The organism is Phaeobacter italicus, from assembly GCF_001258055.1.
Classification (GTDB): domain Bacteria; phylum Pseudomonadota; class Alphaproteobacteria; order Rhodobacterales; family Rhodobacteraceae; genus Phaeobacter; species Phaeobacter italicus.
In genome coordinates, this window is the sequence record NZ_CVRM01000031.1 from 357,465 (window position 1) to 381,960 (window position 24,496).

General features: G+C 62.3%; 25 protein-coding genes. 14 read left to right on the plus strand and 11 right to left on the minus strand.

The features are described 5' to 3' along the window. Positions 1–130: 130 nt before the first annotated feature. Both NIT7645_RS12955 and truA read right to left on the minus strand, forming a co-directional pair. Positions 131–763 carry a PAS domain S-box protein gene (locus NIT7645_RS12955; protein WP_050687233.1) on the minus strand — a complete coding sequence of 211 codons (633 nt, stop codon included), beginning with the start codon at positions 761–763 and terminating at the stop codon, positions 131–133. Positions 764–940: 177 nt separating this feature from the next. Next, complete coding sequence (gene truA / locus NIT7645_RS12960) at positions 941–1,711, minus strand: tRNA pseudouridine(38-40) synthase TruA (RefSeq protein ID WP_008560788.1); 771 nt, start codon at positions 1,709–1,711, stop codon at positions 941–943. A 200-nt stretch (positions 1,712–1,911) separates the two neighbouring features. Between truA and NIT7645_RS12965 the strand changes: the two genes are divergently transcribed. Genes NIT7645_RS12965 through NIT7645_RS12975 form a run of 3 tightly spaced genes read left to right on the plus strand, consistent with a single transcriptional unit; the run spans position 1,912 to position 4,861 of the window. Continuing rightward, positions 1,912–3,327, plus strand: a complete 1,416-nt coding sequence (locus tag NIT7645_RS12965) for a YcjX family GTP-binding protein (protein ID WP_050687234.1) — start codon at positions 1,912–1,914, stop codon at positions 3,325–3,327. Further along, positions 3,327–3,824 carry a GNAT family N-acetyltransferase gene (locus NIT7645_RS12970; RefSeq protein ID WP_008561579.1) on the plus strand — a complete coding sequence of 166 codons (498 nt, stop codon included), beginning with the start codon at positions 3,327–3,329 and terminating at the stop codon, positions 3,822–3,824. The genes NIT7645_RS12965 and NIT7645_RS12970 overlap by 1 nt, the downstream gene beginning before the upstream one ends. Beyond that, on the plus strand, positions 3,821–4,861 hold the full coding sequence (locus tag NIT7645_RS12975; RefSeq protein WP_008559145.1) for a YcjF family protein: 1,041 nt from the start codon (positions 3,821–3,823) through the stop codon (positions 4,859–4,861). Before NIT7645_RS12970 ends, NIT7645_RS12975 begins: the two co-directional genes overlap by 4 nt. Before the next feature lie 2 nt (positions 4,862–4,863). Here the strand turns inward: NIT7645_RS12975 and NIT7645_RS12980 are convergent, their stop codons facing one another. Next, positions 4,864–5,316 (minus strand): group III truncated hemoglobin, encoded by a 453-nt coding sequence (locus NIT7645_RS12980; RefSeq protein ID WP_008562767.1) that lies wholly within the window; start codon positions 5,314–5,316, stop codon positions 4,864–4,866. Positions 5,317–5,618: 302 nt separating this feature from the next. On the opposite strand from NIT7645_RS12980, the gene ileS reads away from it, so the two are divergent. Then, on the plus strand, positions 5,619–8,549 hold the full coding sequence (gene ileS / locus NIT7645_RS12985; RefSeq protein WP_008562403.1) for an isoleucine--tRNA ligase: 2,931 nt from the start codon (positions 5,619–5,621) through the stop codon (positions 8,547–8,549). 116 nt (positions 8,550–8,665) lie between these two features. On the opposite strand, the gene NIT7645_RS12990 is transcribed toward ileS, so the two are convergent. Continuing rightward, entirely contained in the window at positions 8,666–8,995 is a 330-nt protein-coding gene (locus NIT7645_RS12990; RefSeq protein WP_008563247.1) for a hypothetical protein, read from the minus strand. 189 nt (positions 8,996–9,184) lie between these two features. On the opposite strand from NIT7645_RS12990, the gene NIT7645_RS12995 reads away from it, so the two are divergent. After that, on the plus strand, positions 9,185–9,643 hold the full coding sequence (locus NIT7645_RS12995; RefSeq protein ID WP_008560593.1) for a methylated-DNA--[protein]-cysteine S-methyltransferase: 459 nt from the start codon (positions 9,185–9,187) through the stop codon (positions 9,641–9,643). Between the two features lie 22 nt (positions 9,644–9,665). On the opposite strand, the gene NIT7645_RS13000 is transcribed toward NIT7645_RS12995, so the two are convergent. The 5 genes from NIT7645_RS13000 to fsa all read right to left on the minus strand — a co-directional run bounded on the left by NIT7645_RS13000 (position 9,666) and on the right by fsa (position 13,458). Further along, positions 9,666–10,361, minus strand: a complete 696-nt coding sequence (locus NIT7645_RS13000) for a CDP-alcohol phosphatidyltransferase family protein (RefSeq protein ID WP_037302949.1) — start codon at positions 10,359–10,361, stop codon at positions 9,666–9,668. A 122-nt stretch (positions 10,362–10,483) separates the two neighbouring features. Further along, complete coding sequence (locus NIT7645_RS13005) at positions 10,484–10,813, minus strand: hypothetical protein (RefSeq protein ID WP_008560100.1); 330 nt, start codon at positions 10,811–10,813, stop codon at positions 10,484–10,486. A gap of 131 nt (positions 10,814–10,944) precedes the next feature. Then, on the minus strand, positions 10,945–11,859 hold the full coding sequence (locus NIT7645_RS13010) for a tyrosine recombinase XerC (protein WP_037302948.1): 915 nt from the start codon (positions 11,857–11,859) through the stop codon (positions 10,945–10,947). Between the two features lie 29 nt (positions 11,860–11,888). Beyond that, positions 11,889–12,602: a DUF484 family protein gene (locus NIT7645_RS13015; RefSeq protein ID WP_037302947.1), complete on the minus strand. Its 714-nt coding sequence runs from the start codon at positions 12,600–12,602 to the stop codon at positions 11,889–11,891. A 202-nt stretch (positions 12,603–12,804) separates the two neighbouring features. Continuing rightward, the gene (gene fsa, locus NIT7645_RS13020; RefSeq protein WP_008560163.1) at positions 12,805–13,458 is read right to left on the minus strand and encodes a fructose-6-phosphate aldolase; all 654 of its coding nucleotides are present in this window, start codon (positions 13,456–13,458) and stop codon (positions 12,805–12,807) included. Positions 13,459–13,616: 158 nt separating this feature from the next. Between fsa and NIT7645_RS13025 the strand changes: the two genes are divergently transcribed. Further along, positions 13,617–15,812: a primosomal protein N' gene (locus NIT7645_RS13025; protein WP_008562462.1), complete on the plus strand. Its 2,196-nt coding sequence runs from the start codon at positions 13,617–13,619 to the stop codon at positions 15,810–15,812. 130 nt (positions 15,813–15,942) lie between these two features. Here the strand turns inward: NIT7645_RS13025 and NIT7645_RS13030 are convergent, their stop codons facing one another. Beyond that, a complete protein-coding gene (locus NIT7645_RS13030; RefSeq protein WP_008558866.1) occupies positions 15,943–17,007 on the minus strand; it encodes a YeeE/YedE family protein in 1,065 nt (354 codons plus the stop codon). Between the two features lie 128 nt (positions 17,008–17,135). Here NIT7645_RS13030 and NIT7645_RS13035 point away from each other — a divergent pair, with 128 nt between their 5' ends. The 3 genes from NIT7645_RS13035 (at position 17,136) to NIT7645_RS13045 (ending at position 19,840) form a co-directional block, all read left to right on the plus strand. Next, positions 17,136–18,371 carry an MFS transporter gene (locus NIT7645_RS13035; RefSeq protein ID WP_037302946.1) on the plus strand — a complete coding sequence of 412 codons (1,236 nt, stop codon included), beginning with the start codon at positions 17,136–17,138 and terminating at the stop codon, positions 18,369–18,371. Between the two features lie 147 nt (positions 18,372–18,518). Further along, positions 18,519–19,391 carry a 50S ribosomal protein L11 methyltransferase gene (locus NIT7645_RS13040; RefSeq protein ID WP_008559202.1) on the plus strand — a complete coding sequence of 291 codons (873 nt, stop codon included), beginning with the start codon at positions 18,519–18,521 and terminating at the stop codon, positions 19,389–19,391. 104 nt (positions 19,392–19,495) lie between these two features. Continuing rightward, positions 19,496–19,840, plus strand: a complete 345-nt coding sequence (locus NIT7645_RS13045) for a hypothetical protein (RefSeq protein ID WP_037302551.1) — start codon at positions 19,496–19,498, stop codon at positions 19,838–19,840. A gap of 244 nt (positions 19,841–20,084) precedes the next feature. Here NIT7645_RS13045 and NIT7645_RS13050 read toward each other — a convergent pair whose 3' ends face one another. Further along, entirely contained in the window at positions 20,085–20,303 is a 219-nt protein-coding gene (locus NIT7645_RS13050; RefSeq protein ID WP_008560004.1) for a DUF1127 domain-containing protein, read from the minus strand. A 384-nt stretch (positions 20,304–20,687) separates the two neighbouring features. Between NIT7645_RS13050 and ruvC the strand changes: the two genes are divergently transcribed. The 5 genes from ruvC (at position 20,688) to ybgC (ending at position 24,404) form a co-directional block, all read left to right on the plus strand. Next, positions 20,688–21,185, plus strand: a complete 498-nt coding sequence (ruvC, locus tag NIT7645_RS13055; protein ID WP_008561008.1) for a crossover junction endodeoxyribonuclease RuvC — start codon at positions 20,688–20,690, stop codon at positions 21,183–21,185. Further along, a complete protein-coding gene (ruvA, locus tag NIT7645_RS13060) occupies positions 21,182–21,871 on the plus strand; it encodes a Holliday junction branch migration protein RuvA (protein ID WP_008559354.1) in 690 nt (229 codons plus the stop codon). Before ruvC ends, ruvA begins: the two co-directional genes overlap by 4 nt. A 102-nt stretch (positions 21,872–21,973) precedes the next feature. Further along, positions 21,974–23,005 carry a Holliday junction branch migration DNA helicase RuvB gene (gene ruvB / locus NIT7645_RS13065; RefSeq protein ID WP_008560564.1) on the plus strand — a complete coding sequence of 344 codons (1,032 nt, stop codon included), beginning with the start codon at positions 21,974–21,976 and terminating at the stop codon, positions 23,003–23,005. A 308-nt stretch (positions 23,006–23,313) separates the two neighbouring features. Continuing rightward, the gene (locus tag NIT7645_RS13070; protein ID WP_008561875.1) at positions 23,314–23,982 is read left to right on the plus strand and encodes a hypothetical protein; all 669 of its coding nucleotides are present in this window, start codon (positions 23,314–23,316) and stop codon (positions 23,980–23,982) included. A 35-nt stretch (positions 23,983–24,017) separates the two neighbouring features. Continuing rightward, complete coding sequence (ybgC, locus tag NIT7645_RS13075) at positions 24,018–24,404, plus strand: tol-pal system-associated acyl-CoA thioesterase (RefSeq protein WP_008559577.1); 387 nt, start codon at positions 24,018–24,020, stop codon at positions 24,402–24,404. The last annotated feature ends 92 nt before the right edge of the window (positions 24,405–24,496 follow it).

The window sequence follows — 24,496 nt, forward strand, 5'->3', positions numbered from 1 at the left end:
ATCTGCATCAGACGGATCATCCCCACCCGGCAGCGCCATACAGGCACAGATCACACCGGGCGGTGTCGCGCCCGGTGTGATCTTCCCCGACCTTGGTTCAGGTCATGGTCGCCCGTTCCTTCGGGCATCATCACGCGTCCAGCTCGTTCGCAACAAACGAAGCCTTTGGCGCAGGTTCAAGAAAGCTGCTTGGAATGTCCCCGGGCAGCACACCCTTGTGCCGGTCAAGGTATAGATTGATGCGGCTGTAAAGCGTGTTGCGCCGCATTTCCAAACAGCGGACCATCGCCTGTTTGGCATAGTCAAGAAGATGGTCGTGCTGTTCGTCCCGTTGCTGCAGTTCGCTTTGGCGACCGCTCAGAACCCCGTCGCCAGCAGGCTCTGATGTCCGGCTAAAGGCAGTGGCGAGCGGGAAATGCACCCCAAGCAAAAGGCATGTCTCCTGCCCAAAGAAGATCGGATCTACATAGGTCAGGAACTCGATCACCCGCCCGTCTGCATGGGTGTTGGTCAGGATGAGCCGCAGCGACCTGCATTCATCGCGCGCCTTGCGGATCTTGCGCACGGCCATCGGGTCAATTGAAGCACCAGTGAACAGCGGGCAGGGCGCGGCCAGCGCCTCGTCAATGCGATACCCGGTGGTGGTCTCAAACGCGCGGTTCACATAAGTGAGCCGCAGTTCGTCTGATGCTGGATCGATCAGCGAAATCGGCAAGGCGGAGTACTTCAGTATATTCCCGAGGAGATCGATTTCTTGGGGCATACGGAAACCTGATGAAACTAACGATGCAAATTAGATCCCCAACGCACGTCCTGTGCGTTTGGTTCCCGCGAAGATTGAAAAAACTTCGCCGCGCCCGGTTTTCACTATTGATGCCTGTTTTGGGGGCTGAAGACAGCCTGACCTTAGGCTGGCAAGCGGGGCTAACCGTGTCGGTGCCTAGCTGGCAAAGGGATCCTGAGGGTAGCCCACGCGCGCCAGATACAGCCCGTGGCCGGGGCAGACCGGGCCACATGCTGCGCGATCACAGGCCTCCAGCGCGTCTTTTACGTCAACCGGATCCCATGCTCCGGCGCCAACGCGTTCCAATGTGCCGACAAAGCTGCGCACCTGATTGTGCAGAAAGGAGCGGGCCCGCACATGAAAATGGATCTCCGGCCCGGAAAAGCCCTGCACCCGTTCCACCCGCAGTTCATCCAGTGTCTTGAGCGGGCTCGCGGCCTGACAGATCGAGGAGCGGAAGGTCGTGAAATCATGCTGCCCCACCAGATGATCGGCGGCTTCCTGCATGGCGGCCACATCCAGATCATGGCTCAGCTGCCACACCTGACCTGCGTCATGTGTGGCGGGCGCGCGGCGGATCAGAATGCGGAACAGATACTGTCGCTCAATGGCCGAGAATCTGGCGTGCCAGTCGTCGTCCACCTGGGCGCAGTCCACGATCGCAACGGGGGCGGGCTTTAGGTGATAGTTCAGGGCCTCGGATAGACGAAAGGGATCCCATGCCTTGGCCATGTCGCAATGGGCCACCTGACCCAGCCCATGTACGCCGGTGTCCGTCCGCCCTGCCGCTGCAATTGTGTGCGGGCCGGGTTCAAGTCGCGCAAGCGCATCCTCAATCGCCCCCTGAACAGAGGGCTGATCTTTCTGGCGCTGCCATCCGGCAAAAGGCGCGCCGTGGTATTCGACTTTCAAAGCAAAACGCGGCATGGCGGGCAAGTAACCCGCCTGCGAAGTTCGTACAAGTCCCCGCGTGTCCCTCTCGCGGCTCTGGTTCTGCGCCCGCCGAGATGGGTGGCATCACGGGCAGGCAGTGCTTATCTTGGGAGTAATCAACAGGATCACAGGGGCGGGGCAGCGATGCCCAAGGCCCCCTTCTCCTGAAATCGGGCAAGGCACGGGGCATCACTGTGGGACTTTCTTCAATCGCAGACGGCGTCTTGCGCAGCGTGGAAAACGCGGGCGCCTCCCTGTCGGAAACCCTGTTTGAGCCCTCCATCCGGCTGGGCGTCACAGGGCTGGCACGGGCGGGCAAGACGGTGTTCATCACCTCACTGGTGGCCAATCTGATGAACCGGGGCCGCATGGTGCAGCTGGCGGCAGTGCGCGATGGGCGGATCGAGACGGCTTTCCTGCAGCCCCAACCAGACGATACCGTGCCGCGGTTTGACTACGAACAGCACCTGGCCGCCCTGACAGGTCCACGCCCCTTTTGGCCCGACAGCACCCGCGCCGTGTCAGAGCTGCGGCTCAGCCTTCGGGTCCAGCCCAATGGTCTTCTATCCGGGTTGCAGGGGCCTCGTACACTGCATCTGGATATCGTTGACTATCCGGGAGAGTGGCTGCTGGATCTGGCGCTTTTGGACAAGACCTACGCCCAATGGAGCGACGAGGTTCTGACCCGGATCCGCAGCCGGAGCGAAGCGCAAACCTATCTGGGCAAAGCCCAGAAAGCCGATGCAACGGCCCCCCACGACGAGGTGCAGGCGCAGGACTTGGCTGGCACGTTTGCAGAGTATCTTCAGGCCGCGCGCACCGCCGGGTATTATGACTGCACGCCGGGGCGGTTCTTGTTGCCCGGTGATCTGGCGGGATCGCCGGTTCTGACCTTTGCCCCCCTGCCACAGAGCGACACTGCCCCGCGCCGGTCCCTGCAGCGCGAGATGGAACGCAGGTTCGAGGCCTATAAATCCAAGGTGGTGAAGCCATTCTTCCGGGATCACTTTGCCCGCATCGACCGGCAGGTGGTGCTGGTGGACGCATTGAGCGCGATCCATTCTGGCCCGCGTGCGGTCGAAGACCTGCGCCACGCCATGACGGATATCCTCGCGGCGTTCCGGCCTGGGCGAAATGGCTTTCTGACCCAGATCCTGCGGGGAAAGCGGGTTGAAAAAATCCTGTTTGCCGCGACCAAGGCCGATCATCTGCACCATCAGCAGCACCCGCAGCTGACAGCTATCATCGAGGCGCTGACCCGTGACGCGCGCGACCGGGCGCGCTTTGCTGGGGCCGAAACTGCAGCGCTCTCGCTTGCAGCGCTGCGTGCCACGACCGAGGAAATGCGCCGTCACAACGGTGAAGACCTGCCCTGTGTGTGTGGCACCTTGCTTGATACGGGCAGACCGGCTGCGTTTTATCCCGGTGCCTTGCCACAGGATCCTTCGCACCTGTTGACGCCCGCGCGACAGGGGGCGGAGAACTGGCTGGAGGGGGATTATCGGGCGATGTCCTTTGCGCCCGCGCCGCTGACCCTGCGTCCGGGGGACGGGCCACCTCATATCCGCTTGGACCGGGCGGCGGAGTTCCTGATCGGGGATCGTTTGTGATGCAGCCGCACGCTGATACAACCCTGCGCCCGGCACGCAGCACGGATGCTGGCAAAATCGCCGAGATCCTGCATGGGTTTGAAACCGATACGCCGTGGATGCCAAAGCAGCACTCTGGCGCCGAGGCGATCCAGTTCTGCGCTACCATGATTGACCGGGGTTGGGTGACGATCGCCCAGAAACAAAACCGGGTTGTCGGCTTTATCGCGCAAGACGGGCCGGAGATCTGCGCGCTCTATATTCATCCTCAGGCCCGTGGGCTGGGGGTGGGCAAGGCGCTCTTGGACACGGCCAAAAGCAAGATTGATCATCTGGACCTGTGGACCTTTCAGGAAAACACCGGCGCGCAGAGGTTTTATCTGCGGGAAGGGTTCCACGAAGTCGCCCGCACCGATGGGGCGCAGAACGACGAAGGTCTGCCGGACATCCGCTACATCTGGCCCGCCGCCTGTTTGCAGACCGGCCAGAATAGCACCAGCGACAAGGGGCAGACATGAGCCGCCAGAAAGACGCCATTCTCTTTGATCTGAGCGAAACGCCGAGCGCACAGCCGCATCCCAACGTGGCAGAGGCCCCGCCGGTGCCGGATCTCGACGGTGCGGCGGGGGACGGGCTTGCGCCATCGCCTGCACTCGCACAGGCGGCCGAGCTGGCAGCGCGCCGTCCATCCCGGCTGGTGCGGTGGTTCTGGGCAAGCCTTTTGGCGTTGACGGGCGCGGTTGTCTCGGTCGCGGCCTGGGAATTCGCAACCTCTCTCATTGACCGGGTGCCGCTCTTGGGCTGGGCCATCACCGCGGGGTTTGCGGTTGCGGTTGTGCTGGCTTTGGCACTGTGCCTGCGAGAGCTGGCGGCCCTGTCCCGTCTGCGCCGGGTGGAAACGCTGCGCACTGGCCAGCCCGACCTGACAGCCTCCAGTGATCCCGCGGCAGACCTCGCAGAAGCGCGCAGCTATGTGTCTGACCTTGAACGGTTCTACCACGGCCGCAAAGATCTGACCTGGGGGCTTGCGCGTCTGGCAGAACGCAAGACAGACGTCATGGATGCAGATGCGCTCCTGCAGTTGGCAGAGGCAGAGCTGATGGCCCCGATGGATGCCCGCGCACTAAAGGTGGTCGAGGGCGGCGCGCGTCAGGTCGCGACTGTCACAGCGCTGGTGCCGTTGGCACTGGCCGATGTGGTGACGGCCTTGTTCACCTCGCTGCGCATGATCCGGCGGATTGCCGAAATCTATGGCGGGCGGTCAGGGTTCTTCAGCTCTTGGCGCCTCACGCGCGCGGTGCTTGCGCATCTGGTGGCAACCGGTGCGGTTGCGGTCGGGGATGATCTCTTGGAACCCGTGCTGGGCGGGTCGGTCCTGTCGAAACTGTCGCGTCGCTTTGGCGAAGGGTTGGTCAACGGGGCGCTGTCCGCGCGGGTTGGGATCGCCGCGATGGAGGTCTGCCGCCCGATGGCCTTTGGCCCGGATCGCCGCCCCAGTACGCGCCGCGTCATTCAGCGTGCGCTAACGGGGTTGTTTTCCAAGGAAAAGACCTGAACCTAGAACAGTTTGGGCGGGGCGTTCTTGGGCTGGCGCATTGCAACGACGCCAGTACGAAACCCCTCTCCGATGCGGTCGGCCAGGGCGCCCCACTGGCGCGCTGTCAGCTCCGGCAGCTCTGCCTGCAGCACCTCGTGAAACAGCCCCAGCCAGATCGGGAAATGCTCTTCGCGCACGTCAGGGCGGCTGACATGGATCCGCATTGGATTGCCGCTATAGCATTTCTCCCGCAGGATCGCATTGCGCCAGAAACGCGCGATCTTCTCCTCATGTTCGGGCCAATCCTCCACATGGGCGCCAAACACCGGCCCCAGCACGTCGTGTGACCGCACCCGGCCGTAAAACACCGCAACAACCCGGCTGATCTGTTCCGCTGAAATGTCGAAACGGGCCAGCGGAGCCTCAGGGCGAGAGGGGGAACCGGCAGTGGGGGAGGGGGCAGGATCGGACATCTGGGTGGTCTCCACTAAGTCAGCCACTATTTACGGCAGCGATCCGGCAGACAAAAGAGGGCCGGCGCATCTGCCGCATGGGGCAGGGACCGGCCTGTGCCGCCTCGATGCGGCACATCTGCCGCTTTACCCTGCGCGCAGCCCACCCTATAAGGCCCTCATGTCCCAGATTGCGGCCATCATTATTCGAATTATATCCCCGGCGCTCTGACTGACTTCGAGCTGCCGGGCAAAGGCGCTTGAGCGATCGCGCCGAACCGAATATCCCAAAATCCGACCAGATCATCCAAAGGACGCTGCACATGTGTGCCGACACGCCTCAGACGCCTGAATATAAAGACACCCTCAATCTGCCCAAAACTGATTTCCCGATGCGCGCGGGCCTGCCCAAGCGCGAGCCCGGCTGGCTGGAGCGTTGGGCACAGATTGGTGTGTATGACAAGCTGCGCGAAAAGGCCGCCGCCGCAAAAGGCACCGACGCCGAACGCAAGCCCTTCACGCTGCACGATGGCCCTCCTTACGCCAACGGCCACCTGCACATCGGTCACGCGCTGAACAAGACGATCAAGGACATGATCGTCCGGTCCCATCAGATGCTGGGCTTTGATGCGCGCTATGTGCCGGGGTGGGACTGCCACGGTCTGCCCATCGAATGGAAGATCGAAGAGCAGTACCGCAAGAAGGGCAAGAACAAGGATGAAGTGCCGGTTGTCGACTTCCGTCAGGAATGCCGCGCCTTTGCAGACGAATGGGTCGGCATCCAGCGTGAGGAATTCAAGCGTCTGGGCATCACCGGCAACTGGGATGATCCCTATCTGACCATGAACTATCACGCCGAGGCGGTGATTGCAGACGAGTTCATGAAGTTCCTGATGAACGGCACGCTCTATCAGGGCTCCAAGCCCGTGATGTGGTCGCCGGTCGAAAAGACCGCGCTGGCCGAGGCCGAGATCGAATATCACGACCACAAGTCGCACACGATCTGGGTGCCGTTTGGCTTTGCTGGGGCAACCGGTGATCTGGCCGAGGCCCGCGTGGTGATCTGGACCACCACCCCCTGGACCATCCCGTCGAACCGCGCCATCGCCTATAACCCCAAGGTGGCCTATGGGCTCTATCGCGTGGACGCCACCGAAGAGGAAAGCTGGACAAAACCCGGCGATCTTTATCTGTTTGCGGATGCATTGGCGGCCGACGCGCTTGGCAAATCCCGCGTCACCGAATTCACTAAGGTTCGCGACGTAGAGGCATCCGAGTTCGCAGATCTGATCTGCAAGCATCCGTTCCACGGCATCGAGGGCGCGAACGGCTTCTGGGATTATGACGTGCCGATGATCGACGGTGATCACGTCACCGATGACGCAGGCACCGGTTTCGTGCATACCGCACCCAGCCACGGTGCGGATGACTACGAGTGTTTCGTGGCGCGCAACTGGCTGGATCGCATGACCCACAACGTGGGCGAGGAATCCGAATTCCTGCCGCATGTGCCGTTTTTTGCGGGCCTTCAGGTCTTTGACAAGAAGGGCAAGGAAGGCAAAGCCAACAACGCTGTCATCGCGAAGCTGGTCGAGGCCGGTGGCATCATTGCCCGTGGCCGCATCACCCACAGCTACCCGCATTCCTGGCGCTCCAAGGCGCCGATCGTGTTCCGCAACACGCCGCAGTGGTTTGCCAGCGTGGACCGCGAGCTGGATGACGGCATGGGCGAAATGGGCGACACCATCCGCACCCGCGCGCTCAACTCCATCGACCAGCTGGTGCAGTGGACCCCGCAGACCGGTCGTAACCGTCTTTATTCCATGATCGAGAGCCGCCCGGACTGGGTGCTGTCGCGCCAGCGTGCCTGGGGCGTGCCGCTCACCTGCTTCACCAAGAAGGGCGTGCTGCCGACCGATCCCGAATTCCTGTTGCGCAATGAAGAGCTGAACAAGCGCATCGTGGCCGCGTTCGAGGAACATGGCGCCGATGTCTGGTACACCGATGGCTTCAAGGAAAAGATGCTGGACGGCATCGTGAACCCCGACGACTACGATCAGGTGTTCGACGTGCTGGACGTGTGGTTCGACAGTGGCTCCACCCACGCCTTTGTGCTGCGCGACCGCGAAGACGGCACCGAGGATGGCATCGCCGACGTCTACATGGAAGGCACCGACCAGCACCGCGGCTGGTTCCACTCCTCGCTGCTGCAGGCCTGCGGCACCAAGGGGCGCGCGCCTTATCGCAATGTGGTCACCCACGGTTTCACGCTGGACGAAAAGGGCAACAAGATGTCCAAATCGCTCGGCAACACCATCGTGCCCGAGAAAATCGTCCAGCAGTATGGCGCCGATATCCTGCGTCTCTGGGTGGCCCAGACCGATTATACCGCGGACCAGCGGATCGGGCCGGAGATCCTGAAAGGCGTGGCTGATGGCTACCGCCGCCTGCGCAACACCATGCGGTTCATGCTGGGGTCGCTTGGCGATTTCAAGGAAGACCAGCGCGTTGCCCCCGCGGACATGCCCGAACTGGAGCAATGGGTGCTGCACCGTCTGGCAGAGCTCGATCACCGGGTCCGCACTGGTTATCAGTCCTTTGATTTCCAGGGCGTTTTCTCTGCGGTGTTCAACTTTGCCACGGTAGAGCTGTCGGCGTTTTACTTCGACATCCGCAAGGACGCGCTCTACTGCGATGGTGATACGCTGAATGCACGGGCCGCCCGCACCGTGCTGGATATTCTGTTCCACCGCCTGACCACCTGGCTGGCACCTATTCTGGTATTCACCATGGAAGAGGTCTGGCTGGAGAAATATCCGGGCGATGACAGCTCCCTGCACCTGCAGGACATGCCGGAAACCCCCGCCGACTGGCTGAATGAGCCGCTGGCATCGAAATGGGCCAAGGTCCGTCAGGCCCGCCGCGTTGTGACAGCCGCCCTGGAAGTGCAGCGCACCGACAAGGTGATCGGTGCCTCGCTTGAGGCGGCGCCAGTGGTCCATGTCCGCGACCCAGAGGTGCTGGAAGCGTTGAAGTCGGTGAACTTCGCGGATGTCTGCATCACCTCCGATATCGTCCTCAGTGGTGATCCGGCCCCGGCCGAGGCGTTCCGCATGCCCGAGGTCGATGGCATCTCTGTCGTGTTCGAAAAGGCCGATGGCGAAAAATGCCAGCGTTGCTGGAAGATCCTGCCGGATGTGGGCAGCCACAGCCACGCTGGTGTCTGCGGCCGCTGTGACGACGCGTTGAGCTGATCGGGGGCAGACCCCCTTTGGCAAAACAGGTTGCGCCGCCCACCCCTGACGGGGCGGGCGGCGCAGTTCGTTTACAGGCGACTTCGGAGTAGTAGGCTGTTCAGGGCCGGTTCAACTCAGCGTAGGGCCTTCATGGCGGCGCGGTAACGGTCCTGCGCGATCAGTTCGCGGGTCGGCAGGGGGCCGGCCTGACAGCCGGACTGGATATCCTGCAGACGCTGCTGGATGATGCGACGCATGTATTGCGGACCCACCACCATCAAGGCGGCATCGGCGTGGCCGGTGTGGGCGGCCTGACGAGCTTGAGCGAGCTCTTGGACCTTTGCCTTGGCACCTGCGCCGACGGCCGTATTGAGGGCATTCATCTTTTGCGGTGACGACTGACCATTGGTGTGCCCATTGAGCTTGCGATAGACACCTACGTTGGAAATAGCCGAAACTTGCATGATGGTCTTCCCTCTGAACAGCTTGCCTCTTAGGTTTATTAAAATTTGCATAAACACGGGATAGGTGCTGCGGGTTAGCCCGATCTGTCGAAGGCATAAGAGGCCCTATCCCAAAGGATAGGCCGCTGATCCAAAGGCCGCAAAAAAGGGGGCCGAAATCCCGCACAACGCTTGAAAAAGGAATCGACCATGCCCCATGCGTCCATCGACAGCCCCGTCGGGCCTCTGTGTCTGCATGAAGAGGACGGCGCGATCATCCGGCTCAGCTGGCAGCATCCAGAGGTGGGCGCGGACGAAACCCGCCTCCTGCGGGAAGGTGTGGCCCAGCTGCGTGCCTATTTTGCCCATGAGCTGCGTGACTTTGACCTGCCGCTGGTGGTTCGCGGCAGCGCATTTCAGCAAAAGGTCTGCGCGGCGATGTCGGCCATCCCGCTGGGCGAGACGCGCACCTATGGCGATCTGGCGCGCGAGCTTGGCGCGGCCGCTCAACCCGTCGGCAACGCATGCGGCGCCAATCCCATTCCGGTCATCATCCCCTGCCATCGCGTGCTTGGTGCAAACGGGCTAGGGGGTTTTTCGGGTTCAGGCGGGGTTGAGACAAAGGTCGCCCTGCTGCGCCACGAAGGGGCGGCAGGGCTGTTGATCTGACAGGGCGGTCAGGGCGCCGGGATCAGCTGCGCCGTTCCGGGATGATCTGCTGGGCAATGCCCACAAACAGCAAGTAGACCGAGGTCACAATCAATCCCCAATGGGCCCAGCTTTCCGGGTGGAAATCGACCCATGCCGCCCAACCGGCAAAAAAGGTCCAGGCCAACGCCATCGGCAAGGACACATTGCGCCAGCGCTTTGTGCGGACGGGGTGAATGAACTTCAGCGGCAGGAACATTGCAACGGATAGCACGGTGACAAGGATAAGGCTGGTCCAGTGGCTTGGCTCCAGCGCAAAAATCACCAGAACCGGCATGTTCCAGACGCCTGGATAACCGGAAAAGGAGTTGTCCTTGGTCTTCATCCGGGTGTCGGCATAGTACATCGCGCTGCCAAAGGTGATGACGATGATCGCAAACCACCCGGTCCAGCCCGCCATCAGCCCCGATTGGAACAGGGCAAAGGCCGGGATAAAGACGTAGGTCAGATAATCAATGATCAGGTCCAAAAGGACGCCGTCAAATTCAGGGGCATAGCGTTTGACGTTGTAATGCCGGGCGAGCGGGCCATCGATGCCATCCACGGCAAAGGCGACGACGAGCCAGACAAACATCAGGCTCCATTTTGCATCAACAGCGGCCAACATGGCCAGCATTGCAAAAACGGCACCGGTGGCAGTAAGCAAATGAACGGAAAGGGCACGAAACTGAGGTGTCATGCCCCCCGTGATGGCGAATTTCGCCACAGCCCGCAAGCGCTCAATCCCAAAACCCTACAACTCTGGCGGATTTTCGTTGCGATGCGTCGCACGGATCGGCTGAGGCAGGGCTGGCGGCCTCTTCAGTCCTGCTCTTTCATGGCCGCACGAAAGAGCGTTTCGGTAATCGCGCGGGTATCCATCGACTGGTGGCTGTGCTGCGTGGGGCCGTCAGCGGGAATATACTCCCCCCGGGCGGCCTTGGAAGCGCGGTAGTTGGCCCATTCCTGATCAGAAATCTGGCGATCCCCGTCGCTGTCCAGTCCGGCCAGAAGCTGTTCGTAGAACTGGCTGAAATCCAGATCACCGATCGCGGCGTTGGTGGCGTTTTCGGCGCCGGTGACAGCAGGAGCATAAGGCGCGGCAGCAAGCGGGGCGGTGGCAGGTTGGGCGGTCTGGGTAATCGTGGTCATATTGGCATCCTTCTGGAGAACCGAAATGTGGCAGGGCCGCATCCTGCCACAACAGCTGTTATCACCCGGTTAAGCTGGGCCCGCCTGTCTAGCGTTCACCTTTGCGTTGCGCTTCGCACCCGGTCGGGCTGCTACGCCTTGGGGTGGGCGCGGTTGTAGACTTCCATCAGATGGGCTGTGTCAACGGCCGTATAGGCCTGGGTCGTCGACAGCGAAGCATGACCCAGAAGCTCCTGGATGGCCCGAAGATCCCCTCCCGCCTCAAGGAGATGGGTTGCAAAACTGTGGCGCAGCGCATGGGGCGTCGCTGTTGCAGGCAGGCCCAGCTGGGCCCGTGCCTGTGCCATCGCCTTGCGGATTATGCTGGCATTTAGGGGGCCACCGCGGACCCCGCGAAACAGCGGCGCGTTGGTCTCTTGCGGGTGCGGGCACAGATCCAGATAACGATCGACCGCCGCCCTGGCAGCGGGCAGAACCGGCACGATGCGTTCCTTGCCACCCTTGCCGGTGATCCGCAGCACTGCGGGCAGGGGGGCATCCCCCCCGGTCAGCCCCAGCGCCTCGGATATCCGCAGGCCGCAACCATAAAGCACCGTCACCACAGCCACATCGCGCGCAGCGACCCAGTCACTGGTCGATTGATATTCCACCGTTTCGATCATCGCCTTGGCCGCATCCTCGGCAAGGGGGCGGGGCAGTTTTTTCTGAAACTTCGGGCTACGGGCCGACAAGACGGCGGTCGCCTCGAACCCCTGTCGTTCGGCCAGCCAGGTGTAAAAGCTTTTGACCGCAGACAATTTGCGCGCAAGAGAGCGTGCGCCGGTGCCGCCGGCCCGTGTGGCGGCCATCCAGGCGCGCATGTCGCCCGTGGTGATCTCTGCCAGCGCCCCGAGCCCCTGGGGACTGCCGAAATGCTGTGTCATAAAGGCGAGAAAATCGACCACATCTCCGCGATAGGCGGTCAGCGTATTATCCGCAGCATCGCGCAGCCCGCCCAGATGAGCCAGCCAGTGTTCCAGCGCATCGCGGCACGCGGGAGAGATCATCACGGCCTGCGCCGCTCTCTCCCCGCTGCTCACGACAGCCAATGGCGCATGGACCGTTCAAACACACCGGCGAAAAACGCCAGCAGGTCAGTGCCATGCTGGGGGGTGAACTGATGGGGGTCTTCAGAGCCAAGCACCAAAAGTCCGGGCAGACGGCCTTCGCCGAGTTCCAGACGAAGACAGGCCTCAGAGCGGATATAGTCGGCTTTGCTGCCGTGGGTGCGGGCGTTGCCACACTCCATCTGGCGCAGGGTGACCTGACGGTCAGGACGATCACCGCCGCCCCGCTGGCTCAGATAAGTGGCGACAAACCCCGGCTCGACCACCTTCAGCACCTGATCCATGCGCTGAACCGCTGCATCCTGATCGGGTTGTGCGGATTCCAGCACCAGCGTCACGCTGTCGACGCGCAGGATCTCGGCCAGCTCGCCGCCCAGATTGGACAGGTAGCTTTCAAAATCCATCGGATCCAGCAGGCGCAGGACTGCGCGGTGGATCTGGTTGGTTCCGGCAAGGTTTTCATAGGCTGCTGCAATCACCGAACGATGGGTGTCCTCTAGCCGGTCCAGCCGGGCCTCCATCCTCTCCATCGCAATGCCGCGCAGGTCCACGATATTGGACCCCATCGCACGTTCATTGGCGCTGACCAGCGCGTTCATCACGCTTTGGTCGTCAAGAAGGGCATCAGGTTTGGCCAGGATTGCCTGGCGCAGGCTCTCGTCGAGTTCTGCTGTATTGCTCATTTTCTGCTCTGTCTGACCTCTGGTGGGTTTGCGCCCGTTATAACACGGGATCCCGGAAAGGGTGGCAAAAAATTCCACTGCCGGGGCAGGTCATCGCCAGCGGTGCAGCCACAGGCCGCAGGGAACACCAGAAAGACGGGCAACAAAAAAGGGGCCGCCTGATTGGCCGCCCCTGATGGTTTTCTGCCTGATGCCGCTTGGCTTACAGGATTTTGATGTTCGCGGCCTTGATGTCGGCCAGGAACGCATCAAGCCCCTTATCGGTCAGCGGGTGGTTGATCATGCTCTTGATGACGGCCGGCGGTGCGGTAATCACGTCGGCACCGATCCGCGCGCTTTCCAGAACGTGGTTGGCGTTGCGGATGGAGGCCGCGAGGATCTCGGTCTCAAAACCGTAGTTGTCGTAAACGGTGCGGATATCTTCGATCAGATCCATGCCGTCGAGGTTGATATCGTCCAGACGGCCGATGAAGGGCGAAATGAAGGTCGCGCCCGCCTTGGCAGCCAGCAGCGCCTGATTGGCAGAGAAACACAGGGTCACATTCACCATGTGGCCATCGTCGGTCAGGGTTTTACAGGCTTTCAGACCATCCCAGGTCAGCGGCACTTTGACGGCGATGTTCTCGGCAATCTCAAGCAGCTTGCGGCCTTCGGCAATCATGGTGTCCGCGTCGGTTGCGGTCACTTCGGCAGAAACCGGGCCGTCCACCAGATCACAGATTTCCTTTGTGACTTCGATGATGTCACGGCCGGATTTCTTGATCAGCGAGGGGTTGGTGGTCACACCATCCACCATGCCCAAAGCGTTCAGCTCGGCAATGGCGTCGATTTCAGCGGTGTCTACGAAGAATTTCATCGGCTAGGGTCCTCTGGGTGGGTTGGCCTTGATTGCGCTAGCCTTTACCTGATGGCGGCGGCTTTAAAAACCCCCCGCTGTTTTCGATGCGTCCCGGGCGGGCGCCGTCGGGGCAGGGCGCCGGGGAAGAACCCCGACAGGCAAAAGAGGCAAACAGCGTGCAGGAGCAGGCATTTTTCCACGAAGGTGAGCGGGTTGGCGTCCTGACGACACAGCCTCTGGACCGTGTTCTTGACTACCGCGCCCCCGAAGGTGGCTGCCATCTGGGCGCCTATGTCGAGGTGCCGCTGGGCCCGCGCCGTGTTCTTGGGGTGATCTGGGGGCCGGGAGCGGGGGATTTCGATTCGGCCAAGCTGCGCCCGGTGAACCGGGTTCTGGATGTGGCGCCGATGCGCGACGAGATGCGCCAGTTCCTGACCAAATCGGCGGATTATACGCTGACGCCTCTGCCTGCGATGCTGCGGCTGGCCACGCGCGCGCCGGGCCTTTCTGATCCTGTGTCCATGCGCAAGGTGTTGCGCCCCACAGGCCAGATGCCCGACCGCATGACAGAGGCCCGCGAGCGGGTTCTGACGGCCGCAGATGAATACGGCGGTCTGGCCTTCACGGCAAAGGAGCTCGCAGATCTCGCAGGGGTCACAACGTCGGTCATCAAGGGGCTGGTGAAACAGGGCGCCCTGCGCGAGGAGGACGCCCCGCGCGATCTGCCCTATCCCCGCCTTGACCCTGACCTGCCCGGCAAGACCCTGACCGAAGATCAGGCTGCCGCCGCCGCCAGACTGGGCGAAGGGGTCGCAAGCGGGCGCTACGGCACAACCCTTCTGAAAGGCGTGACCGGCTCCGGCAAGACCGAGGTCTATCTGGAAGCCGTCGCCGCCGCTCTGCGGGCAGGGCGGCAGGCGCTGGTGCTGTTGCCGGAAATCGCCCTGACGGCCGAGTTCCTCAAGCGGGTGGAACAGCGTTTTGGCGCAACGCCCGCCGAATGGCACTCAGGTGCAACCATGACCGAACGCCGCCGGGTCTGGCGCATGGTCGGGCAGGGCAAGGCCCAGCTGGTGATCGGCGCGCGCTCGGCCCTGTTTCTGCCCTATCAGAACCTCGGCCTCATCATCGTGGATGAGGAACATGACACCTCTTACAAACAGGACGATGGCGTCTGTTACAACGCTCGCGACATGGCGGTTTTGCGCGCGGCGATGTGTTCGGCGCAGGTCGTGCTGGCGTCGGCAACACCCAGCCTTGAAACCTGGGCCAATGCCGAAGCCGGCAAATACCAGCGCCTTGATCTGAAATCCCGGTTCGGTGCCTCGGTCCTGCCGGATATGCGCGCCATCGACATGCGGGCAGAGCAGCTGGCCCCCTCCACCTGGATCTCGCCCAGCCTGCGTCAGGCTATGGCAACCCGGCTCGAGAGGGGGGAGCAGTCGCTCCTGTTCCTCAACCGTCGTGGCTTTGCGCCGGTCACCATCTGCCGCGCCTGCGGCGGCCATGTGACCTGCGATCACTGCGACTCCCGCATGGTTGAACACCGTTTCATGAAACGACTGATGTGCCACCAATGCGGCGAAACGAAACCAGTGCCCGAGGCCTGCCCGACCTGTCAGGTCGAGGGCAAGATGGCCCCCGTCGGCCCCGGCATCGAACGTCTGGGAGAGGAAACCGCAGCCCTTTTTCCAGAGGCAAGGATCGCGGTTCTCTCCTCGGATCTTTTCGGCTCTGCCCGCGCGCTCAAGCAGCGGATCGAGGAAATCGCAGCGGGGGAGGCCGATATCGTGCTGGGCACCCAACTGGTGGCCAAGGGACATAACTTCCCGCTCCTCACGTTGGTCGGCGTGATCGATGCCGACCTTGGCCTGCAGGGGTCGGATCTGCGCGCGGCAGAGCGCACCTTTCAGCTGATGCGTCAGGTCGCAGGCCGGGCAGGGCGGGCCGACAAACCCGGTGAGGCCCTGATGCAGACCTTCCAGCCTGAACACCCCGTGATCCGGGCGATTCTTTCCGGGGATGAGGAAGCCTTCTGGAAAGCCGAGGCTGCCGAACGACAGGCCGCAGGCGTGCCCCCCTATGGCCGCATGGCGGGCATTGTGCTGTCCGGGCCAGATCTGCCCGCGGTGATGGATCTGGGGTTGGCGTTGTCGCGCAATGACATGCCGCTGCGCCAGATCGGAGCACAGGTCTTTGGCCCAGCACCGGCCCCCATCGCCCGCATCCGTGGCCGCCACCGCGTGCGTCTTCTGATCAAGGCCGCCAAGGGCACGCCCCTTCAGGACGCCATCGCCCGCTGGATCAGACCGGTGAGGCTCAAGGGGGATCTGCGCCTCTCTGTCGATATCGACCCGCAGAACTTCTTCTGAGGGATCGGTTGGGGGCTCTGCCTACAAACTTGTGGCCTTTCCCGGAATATTTCAGACCAGAAGATGATCTGTGTGCCGCTTCTTCTGGCCCCAAATATCCCGGAGCGCGAGGCAGCGCCTCGCATCCTGTCTAAGCGGGTGCCGCAACACTGCGCTGATCCACCAGAAGGTCGGTCAGCACAGCCCCGACCCACATGGAAAACAGCGCCAGCCAGGCGGTGCCTGCAAAGATCGACCCGCCCGTGACACCGGCGCCAATCGCGCACCCTCCCGCCAGCATGCCGCCAAACCCCATCAGCGCCGCGCCGATCATGGCCTTGCGCATGGTCACAGCCCCGTCAAAGGCCTGAATGCGCATCTCTCCCGCCAAAGCCGCAGCACCCATTGCGCCCCCAAAAACACCTGCGACCAGCCCGACGTCGAATTCCAGAACCGAGGCGCGATCCAGAAAGAACATCAGCATCCGGGCGGATGGGCCCGTGAAGGTCACGCTTTCGATCTGCACCGGATCAAACGCCACCTGCGCCAGCGTCGATGTCAGCCCCCAGCCAAGCGCGACGGCAAAGCCGACACCAGAGGCAAAGATCAGCCGCGCGGCCCCGATCCGGTTTTGCAGGGACAGGCCAAGCGCAAAGACAGCACACCCAACCCCCAGCGCCAGTCCGGACCAATCGGGCAGGCCTAGGGCTGCCAACAGATCCAGATTGCGCCCGCCAGAGGTGATCCAGAGACCAGCCAGATAATCCCGCAACGGCGCCAGATGCCCTGCGAGGCTCATCTGGGCGACCACCGCAAAAATCAGGCCAGAGACAACGCTGCGCAGGTTGCCGGTCGCCGCCAGCACCAGCAGCCGCCCCGAACAGCCGCGCGCCAGCACCATGCCCGCGCCAAAGATCAGCCCGCCGATGATGGCGCCCGACCAGCTGCCGGGCACCGCCATCATCCGCGCCTCATCGGTGTCGATCCAGCCAATCAGCCGTCCCGCCTGCACCCAGACCAAGGCGGTAGAAAAGGTCAGCAGCCAGACCGCCACCCGATCGCCCAACTGGCCGCGGGCAAACTCTACCGTGGCGGCGCGCAGGCAAAATCGCGACCGCAGCGCTGCGACGCCGAAAATACCACCCGTGAGCAGCCCGAACAGCGCAGCGGCGCCGGGCTCTCCCACCCATTCGACAAACTCAACAAGCCCGGTCACGCCATGTCCTCCATTTGCATTCATATTCTTGAATATGGGTGCCGTCACAACCGTGCATTGATGCAGATCAGATGTGCGCACGGCTTTTTTGCTCGCCAGAGGGGGCGGATGGGCGTAGAGCCTTGGACATGTTCAAGCCATTTCCCACCGATGCGGCTGCCTCGCTGCCGCTGTGGCGCCGCCCCACGACCCTGTTGTTTGTGATGGCGCTGACCATGCCCATCGCCTTCAACACCTGGAGCGCGCTGCTCAACAACTTTGTCATCGAGGCTGCGAATTTCGATGGCGCCGACATTGGCCTGCTGCACACAGTGCGCGAGATTCCGGGCTTTCTGGCGGTTGGGGTGATCGCGGTCATCATGTTCGTGCGCGAGCAGGTGCTGGGGATGGTGTCGCTGATGATGCTGGGGATTGCCACTGCAGTGACGGCCTGGTTCCCCAGCCTGGGTGGGCTGCTGGCGGTGACACTGCTCAGTTCGATCGGCTTTCATTACTATGAGACGGTGAACCAGTCATTGCAGCTGCAATGGCTCCCTAAGCTGCGCGCGCCGCAAATTCTGGGCTGGCTCGTGGCCGCGGGATCGGCGGCAACACTGGTGGTCTACGGGTTGATCGCGCTCCTGTGGGAGCCGCTCAATCTGTCCTACAATCTGGTGTTCATGCTGGCAGGTGGCGCGACAACCTTGCTCGCCCTGTTCTGTCTGGTCGCCTATCCCCAGTTCGAGGCACCGCACCCGCAGACCAAACGCCTGATCCTGCGCCGCCGCTATTGGCTCTATTATGCGCTGCAGTTCATGGCGGGCGCACGGCGCCAGATCTTCGTGGTCTTTGCGGGCTTCATGATGGTAGAGAAATTCGGCTTTGACGTGCATGAACTGACCGGGCTCTATCTGATCAATCTGGTCATCAACATGACCGTGGCGCCATTGCTGGGGCGCGCGGTTGCCCGGTTTGGAGAGCGTCGCACGCTGATCTTTGAATACGCGGGCCTGGCGATGGTCTTTGCGGCCTATGGCGGGTTGTACTGGTTCAGCTGGGGCGTGATGCTGGCCGGGGTGCTTTACGTGGTGGATCACATCCTTTTTGCGCTGGCATTGGCGTTGAAGACCTATTTCCAGAAGATCGCCGATCCGGGGGATATCGCCCCAACTGCGGCGGTGGCTTTCACCATCAACCATATCGCAGCGGTGGTGCTGCCCGTGCTCTTGGGGCTTTTGTGGGTGGCCTCTCCGCCTGCGGTCTTTGCGTTGGCGGCTTGTATGGCACTGGTGTCGCTGACCCTTGCGCTGCTGATCCCGCGCCACCCCGAGCCGGGCAACGAGACGATCTTCTGCAAATGGCAAAGCGCAGCCCCGGCTGAGTGATCTGCAGCCCCCAAAGGGGGGCGACATAGGCAACGCCACGCCAATACCGGCCAATCGCCCCTTCCGCCGCGCGCTGAGGGGGCGCTGCCCCTTGACCTGACCCGCCGCTCAGCCTAGGCGCTGTGCAACCAATGTCCGGAGACAGCCATGCCCACCTTTACCGCCCTGACCACCCTGACCGGAAAAGCCGCCGCCGAAGCGCTTGGCGAGGCGATGGAGCGTCTGACGCCGGAACCCACCGGTCTTGGCGTCTTTGAGGTCGAGGATGATTCCGGCCTGTGGGAAGTGGGCGGTTATTTTCTGGAAACCCCGGACGAAGCCGGTCTCGCGCTTCTGGCAAAGATGTTTGATGCCCAGCCCTTCGTGATCTCCGAACTGCCGGAAACCGATTGGGTTGCGCATGTCCGTCGTGAACTGGCCCCGGTCGAGGCCGGCCGTTTCTTTGTTTACGGCAGCCATGACGCCGACAAGGTGCCCGCCGACCGCATCCCGCTGCTGATCGAGGCGGCGATGGCTTTTGGCACAGGTCACCACGGCACCACCCTGGGCTGCCTGAAGGCACTGGACAAGCTGATCACAGACGGGTTTGTCGGCCACAAGGTGGCTGACATCGGTTGCGGCACCGCAGTTCTTGCGATGGCAGCAGCGCGGGTCTGGGACGGTCAGATCCTGGCCAGCGACATCGATCAGGTCGCCGTCGAAGTGGCCGAAGCAAACCTCAAGGCCAACGACATGGAAGGCGCTGTCGACTGTATGGAAGCAGCCGGTTTCGACGCCCCCGCCCTGGCAGAGGCCGCGCCTTTTGATCTGATCTTCGCCAACATCCTCAAGGGGCCTCTGGTTGCGCTGGCGCCCGATGTGGCGGCGCATCTGCGCGACGAAGGTTACGCGATTCTGTCCGGTTTGCTGAACGATCAGGCCGAAGAGGTGATGACCGTTTATGCACAAAACGGCATCAATCTTGTCGAACGCACCTCCATTGGTGACTGGACAACCCTGCTTTTGCAGAAAAAGGGCTGAATCGCTCGCATTTGTTGAGCATTTTAATGAAGCGCCCCAAAATCGACGCATTACCTACCTAGGCTTTAACCAGCTGATGGTGGGAGCCATAGCGAGGTTTTGGTATGGGTGAGCAAAGTAACAACTTTTATGCACGTCTTGAGCGTCTCGAGCAAAAGCACGAGGCCATGTCACGTGGATACACTGCACGGGTGCGGTCTGATGGTCTGATTGTGGTTTCTCCACGCAGGCTTCAGTCCCGGATTTCCGGCCGTTCCGTCGTTCTCTTTGTTGCCGCCTTTTTGCTGTTCAAGGGCTTCCTGATGGCCGCCCTTGGATTTGGCAGCTACGACTTCCGTGTCGATCAGCTACGAGCCGGATCCGGCCTTGAAAAGGCCGGTGCATTTGTCATGCAACGGGATCCGGTATCTCAGTTCATCGCGGAAAAGATCGGACCTGTGCTGCGGTAGAGGGGCCGGCTGACGGATCGCGTAACGGGCGCTGGGGGGCATCCGTTACATCCGATTGCGCAGCTATGTCCGCCGCATCAGGGTCGCGCCACAGACAGGCGCTGACCATTCCGACCTCGACAAAAGAAAACGCCGCACTCCGAAAGGAGGCGGCGTTCTTCTTTTCCAGCACCTGACCGAGGGAGGAGACTGCCCGAGGGAGACCAGGCAGGGCAGGTGCGGAAAATGTCGGTCTTGAACCCGATCAGTAGGCAGAGCGACCTTCGGCAACGACGTCGATGTCGCTGCGGGTCATGCCGATGTCGGCCAGCTCGCGGTCGGTCAGTTTGTTCAGCGCATTGCGGGTCATGCGTGCGTCGTTCCAGTCAACAACGGTGGAAACAACAGCGCCAAAAACTGCGGCGACACGGCCAAACAGGTTGCCGGAGCCATAGGTGGTGCGGGTGGTGTCAAATGCGGCCATGTCCTCGTCCTTTCGAGTTCTGGAATTTCTGTGATGCCATGTGGCGATGGACGGCAGATAGAGACGGAATCTGACGCGCACAATCGCTGAAAACGCATGTGTCCCATGCGCAAACTGCATGGCTTATTGCCCTTAAAAACAAGGGAATTCCCTGCATCTTTTGGCGTATTACGGGCAATGTCCGTTTCCGAAATACGGGAGGTCGCTTTCAGAACAGGTTTGGCCCATTTTGCCCCTGATCCACCCGGTGCGATGCCGTGATGAGGGGGCAGATTGCTGTCCCGTAACCGGTGAAAGCGGTTGGATATGTTCGCGTTTTGTGCTAATCCTGCGACAAATATGACCACCCGGATTATCGCCGGGGCAGGCAGGGATAGGGCAGACATGCGAATACTTGGCATCGATCCGGGGTTGCGGAACCTCGGTTGGGGGGTGATCGAATCACGCGGCACCCGCCTGTCCCATGTCGCAAACGGTGTCTGCACCTCTGACGGGGATGATCTGGGCGAACGTCTGCTGTCGCTCCACAATCAGGTGATCGAGGTGATCGAGGCCTACCGCCCCGATCAGGCCGCCATCGAACAGACCTTCGTCAACAAAGACGGCGCCGGTACGCTGAAACTGGGGCAGGCGCGGGGGGTTGCGCTGATGACGCTGGCGCAGGCCGGTCTGCCAGTTGGCGAATACGCCCCCAACCGGGTGAAGAAAACCGTGGTCGGGGTTGGTCACGCGGCCAAGGAACAGATCCTGCATATGGTGAAACTGCAGCTGCCCGGGTGCCTGCCAAAGAATGCCGACGCGGCAGATGCTCTGGCCATTGCCATCTGTCATGCGTTTTATGGGGGCACACAGGCCCGCCAGCTGAAGGAGAAACGCGCGTGATCGGAAAACTGACCGGACGACTGGAATACCGCAGCAGCGACCACGTGCTGATCGATGTGCGCGGTGTGGGCTATATCGTCTATTGCTCCGAGCGCACGATGGCCGCTCTGCCGGGCGTGGGAGAGGCCGTTGCGCTTTATACCGATATGGTGGTGCGCGAGGATCTGATGCAGCTTTATGGCTTTCCCTCGCTGGTGGAAAAGGAATGGCACCGCCTGTTGACCTCGGTGCAGGGGGTGGGGGCCAAGGTCTCTCTGGCGATCTTGGGCGCGCTTGGTCCCGATGGCGTCAGCCGCGCGATTGCACTGGGCGACTGGGCCGCCGTAAAGGCCGCCAAGGGCGTTGGCCCCAAGACCGCGCAGCGCATCGTCCTGGATCTGAAGGACAAGGCACCGGGCGTGATGGCGATGGGTGGCACCGTGGCAGACGCGATGGATGGTCCCGGTCTGGATGTGGTCGAACCTGCCGATCCGGTGGAGCCTGCGAAAAAGCCCCGCAAGGCCCCGCCGAAGAAGCCCAGCGGAGCGGCTGCGGCCTCTGCTGGTGCGCTGTCGGCGCTTGGCAACCTTGGCTATGGCCCGTCAGATGCCGCGGCAGCGGTTGCAGAGGCGGCGGCCACCTATCCGGAGGCCAACGAGGCAGAGCTGATCCGCGCTGCCCTGCGTCTCCTCGCGCCGAAGGGGTGAGGCGTATGGGCGTTAAATTTCAATGTATCGCTCGGCCGATAGGCCGGGCAGCGCCCGACCGCCCGCGGCCGGGTGCTGCCCTTTATGCCAGGGGAAATGATTATGATTGACGCCGATCCCACCCTGCGCCCCGCGCCCCTGCCCGAAGACAGCGCCGCCGAAAATGACCGCGCCTTGCGTCCGCAGGGGCTGGGGGAGTTCATCGGCCAGGCCGAGGCCCGCGCCAACCTGCGCGTCTTTATTGAATCCGCGCGCCGCCGGGGCGAGGCGATGGACCACACGCTGTTCCACGGGCCTCCGGGCCTCGGCAAGACCACGCTCGCTCAGATCGTCGCGCGTGAACTGGGCGTGAATTTTCGCATGACATCCGGCCCGGTGCTGGCCAAGGCCGGCGATCTTGCGGCGATCCTCACCAATCTTGAGGCCCGCGACGTGCTGTTCATCGACGAAATCCACCGGCTGAACCCGGCGGTGGAAGAGGTGCTATACCCGGCGATGGAGGATTTCGAGCTGGATCTGGTGATCGGCGAAGGCCCGGCCGCTCGCACCGTGCGGATTGAGCTGCAGCCCTTTACCCTTGTTGGCGCGACCACCCGCATGGGGCTCCTGACGACCCCCCTGCGCGACCGCTTTGGCATCCCGACACGCCTGCAGTTCTACACCATTGACGAGCTGTTCGAGATCGTCAGCCGCAATGCCCGCAAACTGGGCGCCCCCGCCGATGACGACGGCGCCCGCGAGATCGCGCGGCGCGCCCGCGGCACCCCCAGGATCGCTGGCCGGCTCCTGCGCCGCGTTGTGGACTTCGCGGTTGTCGAGGGCGATGGCACCATCACAAGGGATCTGGCCGATGGCGCGCTGACGCGTCTGGGGGTGGATCAACTGGGGCTGGATGGCGCCGACCGCCGCTATCTGCGGATGATCGCTGAGAACTATGGGGGCGGTCCGGTCGGGATCGAAACCATGTCCGCAGCCCTCAGCGAAAGCCGCGATGCGCTGGAAGAGGTGATCGAGCCCTACCTGCTGCAACAGGGTCTGATCCAGCGCACGCCACGGGGTCGGATGCTGGCCCACAAGGCCTGGGAGCATCTGGGAATTCGCCCACCGCGCACCCAGGGCGATTTGCTGCTATAGCGCGTCAGTTGTCGCGTATTGGCGTCAGGTGGCTGTCAGCCTGGCGCAATCCCCGCGTCAAAGCCTTAAGGTGGATTTGAAAAATTCAATTCAAATTTAGCGTATGTTTCGCACGCGAAACATTTGGTCATGGCTGCTGACCTACGTGACAGGCTCTCGAATGAGGCGCCGCGCCAGACGCGGCGCTGCCTCCGGCGGGGATATTTCAGGCCAGAAGATGCAGGAGGGCGGCAGGTCGCAACCCTTGCCGTTGAGCCCGTGAGCGGGCATTAAGCCCCCATAGGACCGCAGTCTGAGTAGAGAGCCGCATGATGACCCCAGCCGAGATCGAAGCCCTGTTTACCCGCGCGGACGGGTCTTATGCCTTTGCCCGCTGGGGGCGGCCCATCGCGCCGATCGTCTTTGGCGTAGAGGACAGCACGCTGGCCACCGTAAAAGGCGCGATCGAGGCGGTGGTGACCCTCGCCGGACATCAGATGGCAGAGACCGATCCGGAGCTGGGTTCAAACCTGATGGTGTTCTTTTTCCGCGATTGGGACGAATTGATGGGTGTGCCCGATCTGGACCGGCTGATTCCGGGGCTTGATCCCTTGCTGGCGCGGCTGAAGGCGGCGGATGCCAGCCAGTACCGCGCCTTTCGATTTGACGATCAGGGGGCCATTCAGGCCTGTTTCGTCTTCCTGCGCATGAGCGGTGCGATGGCCAAATTGCCAGCCGAGACCCTGGCCCTGACGCAGGCGGTTCAGGCGATCCTGATGTGGGGCGACAGCGCCTTTGCCGAGACTTCGCCCCTGGCCGTGATCCCGGACAGCGGCGCCACCATCCTGCGCCCTGACATCGCGGGCATCATCGCCGCGGCCTACGACCGGATGATGCCGGTTGCCGCGGCTGACCCGTCACATGCGCTGCGGCTGTTTGCGCGCCTGCAGGCCCCGATTGATCCGCCAGCGGGTGACCCTGGACCCACCAAACACTGACCGACCACAGGCCCGCCCGGCAGGAGACCGCCCCAATGATCCATCGCTTTCCGGTACGTGTGTACTATGAAGACACCGACATGGGCGGGATCGTCTATCACGCCAACTATCTGCGGTTCATCGAACGCGCTCGCAGTGACTGGGTGCGCAATCTGGGCAATGACCAGAACGCCATGCGCGACGCCGGTCTGATCTGGGTGGTGCGCCGGATTGAGGCAGATTACCTCGCGCCCGCCAAATTCGACGAAGAGCTGTTGATCGAAACCGAGGTGAAAAAGGTCACGCCTGCGCGGCTCACCATGTCGCAGCAGGTGTTTCGCGGCGAGACAGAGCTGTTTCGTGCAGAGGTCACGGTGGTTTGCGTGAACGCGGCGACAGGCGCGCCGATCCGGCTTCCGGCAGAGATTCGCGCATTGCTGTAACAATTCCTGCCGTCACAGCTGTTTCATTGGCTTTTGGCCTTGAACTGCGTTAGCCTTTTACCAAATGAAAGCCGAGAAACGGCTGAAAAACG